Source organism: Lactobacillus nasalidis (assembly GCF_016587775.1).
Classification (GTDB): domain Bacteria; phylum Bacillota; class Bacilli; order Lactobacillales; family Lactobacillaceae; genus Lactobacillus; species Lactobacillus nasalidis.
This window is the reverse complement of record NZ_BOCG01000237.1, coordinates 1-204: the sequence shown is the minus strand read 5'-3', so window position 1 is coordinate 204 and position 204 is coordinate 1. Positions and strand designations below refer to the sequence as shown.

Sequence of the window (204 nt, the reverse complement as noted above, 5' to 3'; positions counted from 1 at the left end):
TGTAGAATTCGTTGGTGATAACGTGAGCGCCTTGGGCAACTGACAATTTCCCGGCGTGGTACAAAGCCGCGTTGGCCGCGGTGTTTGGAATCAAGAAGGCACCGGCAACTGAGCCGACGATCAAACCGCCGTGAACGCCGAAGAACCAGAAGAATGGCACGGCCAGACCGATGACGACGGCCCCGCCCCATGAGTCAGACAGAC

Annotated in this window: 1 protein-coding gene; it reads right to left on the bottom strand. The window is 58.3% G+C overall.

The annotated features are described in order from the left end of the window. The coding region (locus lacNas_RS03895; protein ID WP_201346616.1) for a PTS transporter subunit EIIC at positions 1-204 on the bottom strand (204 nt) is incomplete at both ends.